The sequence below is a fragment of the Mesorhizobium sp. M2C.T.Ca.TU.002.02.1.1 genome, from assembly GCF_003997225.1.
Genome location: NZ_RZTO01000511.1, coordinates 1 through 4552, shown reverse-complemented (window position 1 = coordinate 4552; position 4552 = coordinate 1). Strand labels below are relative to the sequence as shown.

Annotated in this window: 5 protein-coding genes; 3 read left to right on the top strand and 2 right to left on the bottom strand. The window is 65.8% G+C overall.

All coding sequences use genetic code 11. The features are described 5' to 3' along the window. Positions 1-1480 (bottom strand): FHIPEP family type III secretion protein (locus EOD07_RS23640; RefSeq protein ID WP_127237168.1); only part of this gene is annotated, 1480 nt, incomplete at its 3' end. Positions 1481-1575: 95 nt separating this feature from the next. Further along, entirely contained in the window at positions 1576-2049 is a 474-nt protein-coding gene (locus tag EOD07_RS23635; RefSeq protein ID WP_127237167.1) for a MarR family transcriptional regulator, read from the bottom strand. Between the two features lie 62 nt (positions 2050-2111). On the opposite strand from EOD07_RS23635, the gene EOD07_RS23630 reads away from it, so the two are divergent. The 3 genes from EOD07_RS23630 to EOD07_RS23620 form a co-directional block, all read left to right on the top strand. After that, entirely contained in the window at positions 2112-2840 is a 729-nt protein-coding gene (locus tag EOD07_RS23630) for an NAD(P)-dependent oxidoreductase (protein ID WP_127237166.1), read from the top strand. A 17-nt stretch (positions 2841-2857) separates the two neighbouring features. Beyond that, on the top strand, positions 2858-3367 hold the full coding sequence (locus EOD07_RS23625) for a cupin domain-containing protein (protein WP_127237165.1): 510 nt from the start codon (positions 2858-2860) through the stop codon (positions 3365-3367). A gap of 158 nt (positions 3368-3525) precedes the next feature. Further along, a partial coding sequence (locus tag EOD07_RS23620; protein ID WP_164772465.1) for a chloride channel protein occupies positions 3526-4552 on the top strand: 1027 nt, incomplete at its 3' end.

The following is a 4552-nucleotide window of genomic DNA, read 5'->3' as shown; positions in this document are numbered from 1 at the left end:
CCTCGGAGAGATGCGTGAGCAGCACCGACATGTTGTCGGCGAAGGTGAAGTTCTCGCGCTTCAGATCCTCGGCGAAGGTTTCGAGCACCGAATAGGCGCGCATGCCGAAGGCCGGCTCGCGGATTTCCTCGCCGGGGATCTCCGGCACGCCGCGCGTGCCGAGCAGCACCATGATCTCGCCGACGCGCATCTGGTATTCGGCGACGACCGTGCCGTGCACCTTGATCTGGTAGCTTTTCGGCGGGATGGCGAAGTCGTCGGCGACGCGCACCTCCGGCACGACGAAGCCGTATTGCTGGGCGAATTTCTTGCGCATCTTCGACATGCGGAACACCAGCTCCTGATGCGCCACCATCAGCCTGGTCGAAAGCTGCTTGCCGATCAGAAGCTCGATCTCGGCGGTGACCAGCGAGGCCTTGACCGAGTTCTTCTCCTCCTCGACCTTGTTGGCCTTCTCCTGCGTCTTCAGGGCCTCGGCGGCAGCGCGCTCGCGGCTCTGGCGGAGCGGGATGATATAGCCGAGGCCGGCCATGCCGCCGGCAAGCGCGAAGAAGGGGAACAGCGGCAGGCCGGGCATCAGGCCGAGGATGACCAGCAGCGAGGCCGCGACGTAGAGCGCGCGCGGGTGCGCGCCGAGCTGGCCGAACACGGCCTGGTTGGCCGAGCCGCGCGTGCCGCCCTTGGAGACGAGCATGCCGGCGGCGAGCGAAACGATGAGGGCCGGGATCTGGGTGACGAGACCGTCGCCGACCGACAGCTTGATGAAGACGTCGGCCGCCTGGCCGAGGCCCATGCCGTGGCGCAGATAGCCGATGGCGATGCCGCCGACGATGTTGATGGCGGTGATGATGAGGCCGGCGATGGCGTCGCCGCGCACGAATTTGGACGCACCGTCCATCGAGCCGAAGAAGGAGGATTCTTCCTCCAGCTCGCGGCGGCGCAGCTGTGCCGTCTTCTCGTCGATCATGCCGGCGGAAAGGTCGGCGTCGATCGACATCTGCTTGCCGGGGATGGCGTCGAGGGTGAAGCGCGCGCCGACTTCGGCGATACGGGTCGCGCCCTTGGTGATGACGATGAAGTTCACCACGATCAGGATCATGAAGACGATCAGGCCGATGACGAAGTCGCTCGACATCACCAGCTTGGAGAAGCCGGAGATGACATAGCCGGCGGCATGCGTGCCCTCGTTGCCATGCGACAGGATCATGCGCGTGGTGGCGATGTTGAGCGAGAGCCGCAGCATGGTTGCGATCAGCAGCACGGTCGGGAAGGACGAGAAATCGAGCGGCCGCTGGATCCACAGCGCCACCATCAGGATCAGCACCGAAAGCGCGATCGAGAAAGCGAGGCCGATATCGATGAGGAAGGCCGGGATCGGCAGGAACAGCACCGCCAGGATGACGACGATGCCCAGCGCGAAAAAGACGTCGCGGCCGTTCTTCGCCACCAGGCCGGACGGGAGTGTTTCGCTGATCGCCATGTCGTCCCCAAATCAAGACCCGCCACGCACAGGGCAGGCCCTCGACCGTAATCCTCCAAGCTTGCGCGAAGGTGGGAGAGTGGCGAAGTGGGTTTTCAGGCCTTTACCGCCTCCGTCGTCGCGACGGCGACCAGCCAGCGCCGCACGGCGCGTTCCTCCTCGGCGGAGAGGCCGGCGGTCAGCTCGCCTTCGAGCTTGTAGACGCGTTCCCGGCATTTCTTCAGCAAGGCGCGGCCGCTGTCCGAAAGGTCGAGGTGCTGGATGCGGCCGTGGACGGCGTGCGGCCGACGGACGAGGGAGCCGGCCTTTTCCAGATTGCCGACGATCACGCTCACCGTCTGCGGCGTCAGCACGGCCAGCCGGGCCAGGTCCGCGTTGGACAGGCCGGGATAGGCCGAGATCATGGTGAGGGCCGCGAACTGCGCCTGCGTCACGCCGAATTCATCCAGCGCCCGCTCCACCTTCAGGCGATAGGCGCCAGCCGCCTGTCGCAGCAGATAGCCCAGATAGCCTTGCTCGCCGCGCTTGCCTTCACCGGCGGACGGAATGGAGGGATTCCCCTTGCGCATAATATCAGTGCTCTTATATGTTGTTCGTGCTCTGATATTATCGCATCAAGGGACGAAAGACGATGGGCTATCGTATTTTTCTTGCGGGCGCCTCGGGCGCGATCGGCCGCCGGCTGGTGCCGCAACTGGTGGCTGCCGGGCATCAGGTGACGGCGACGACGCGCCAGGCGGCAAGAGCCGAGGACCTTCGCGCGCTCGGCGCCGATCCGGTGGTGGTCGACGTGTTCGATGCCAACGCGCTGCGCGCGGCGGTCGTGGCGGCGAAGCCCGAGATCGTCATTCATCAGCTCACAGACCTGCCGGCAGGGCTCGATCCGTCCAAGATGGCTGAGGCAACCACCCGCAACGCCCGCATCCGTGACGAAGGAACCCGCAACCTCGTCGAAGCGGCCAAGGCTGCCGGGGCCAAACGGCTGATCGCGCAGAGCATCGCCTGGGTCTATGCGCCGGGCGCAGAGCCGCATGCCGAGACGGATCCGCTGGACAGTGGTGCGGAAGGCGGCCGTGCCGTCAGCGTCGGCGGCGTCATCGCGCTGGAGAAACATGTGCTCGGCGCCTCGCCGATCACCGGCATCGTGCTGCGCTACGGCCATCTCTACGGTCCAGGCACCGGCACGGAAACCGCCGCGGAGCCGGCCGTCCACGTCGACGCCGCCGCTTATGCGGCGCTGCTTGCCGTCGAGCGCGGAACGCAGGGCGCCTTCAATGTCGCGGAGCCGAACGGCCGGATCACGACCGACAAGGCCGTCACCGAACTCGGCTGGCACGCCGGCTTTCGCCTGGCCGAGTAAGAGAAGGAGCCGCCGTCATGATCGAAGACGTTTCTTCACGCAGCCTTACGCTGGTCGGCATCGCCGCCATCGCTGCCGGGTTGCTTGGCATGGCCCTTGTCCAGAACAACAGGGCAATCACCGCTACAGGTGAAATGGACGCGCATATCCACATGATGGGGGCCGATGCCGGGAAAGGGGTGGCGGCGCGTCCGACCACCACGGTGAAGCCGCTGTCCTGCGAAAAACTGCCGAATGTGCCTGGGCGTTCGATCACCACGGCGCTGGTCGAATTCCCGCCCAATGCCTACACGCCGCAACACCGTCATCCGGGCTCCGTCACGGCCTTTGTCATCAAGGGAGCGCTGCGCTCGCAGATGGAAGGCGAACCGGCCGTCACCTACACTCAGAGCCAGACCTGGTTCGAACCGCCGGGCGCGATCCATTCTTTCGCCGAGAACGCCAGCGCCACCGAGCCGGCCGAGCTGCTGGCGACCTTCGTCGCGGAAGATGATTGCGGCCCTCTCGCCATTCCCGTACCTGACTAAGTCTATCTCCTTGGTCGCACGACAAGTCTTGTTTAAGGCTAATTCGCGCAACGCCAAAATGGCGCCACAAGCGGTCGGCATTGCGGTTGCCACGCATAGCCGCCGCGCGTATCAGGCACGGCAGCTGTTTTCCTTTCGCATACCGGCGAGCCGTTCCGTTGCCTGCCAGAAACGACCCACAAGTCTACGCCCGCCGGCTTCGCGCGGTGCTGATCAGCTCGATCCCCGTGCTCGAGGCGCGCGGCATCGTGATCGTGCTGATGGCCGGCATGGTCGGCGCCATCGCGGGCGCGCTGGTCACCGGCATGAGCGCGCTGGTGCAAAGCATGCACTGGCTGCTGTTCGACGTGCAGCCGGGCGGGCGGCTTTCGGCGATGTTCTCGCTCGCCGACCCGGTGCAGGCGATGTTCCCGGCGATCGGTGGCCTGCTGCTCGGGCTTTCCGTCATATGGCTCAGAAAGCGCAAGTTCCGCACGCCGGTCGATCCGATCGAGGCCAACGCGCTCTATGGCGGGCGCATGTCGCTCACCGACACGTTGATCATCGTGGCGCAGACGATGATCTCCAGCGGCTTCGGCGCCTCGGTCGGCTTGGAAGCCGGCTACACGCAGATCGGCTCCGGCATAGCTTCCCGGCTTGCCCGCGCCTTCCACCTGCGCCGCAATGACGTGCGCATGCTGGTCGGCTGCGGCGCGGCCGGTGCGATCGCCGCCGCCTTCGACGCGCCGCTGACCGGCGCCTTCTACGGTTTCGAGCTGGTCATCGGCATCTACTCCGTCGCCAATGTGGCGCCGGTGATGACGGCGGCAATCGCCGCCTCACTGACGGCGGAAATGTTCGGCGGGGTGCCGTTCCCGCTGGAATTGTCGGGTTTGCCGAATCTGACCGCCAGCGAATATGTGCCGTTCCTGCTTCTGGGACTGCTCGGCGGGGCAGCCTCTATCGCCATCATGCATCTGGTGAGCATTGTCGAGCGCGTCTTCGTGCGGCTGTCGATCGACGCGTCGGTCAGGCCTTTCATCGGCGGCATCTTCGTCGGTCTGCTCGGGCTGGTCACGCCGCAGGTGCTCTCCAGCGGCCACGGCGCGCTGCACCGCGAGTTCGCCATGAACTACGCGCTGCCGGTGGTGGCGAGCGTCTTCGTGCTGAAGCTGGCGGCCTCGGCCATCTCGCTCGGCTCCGGCT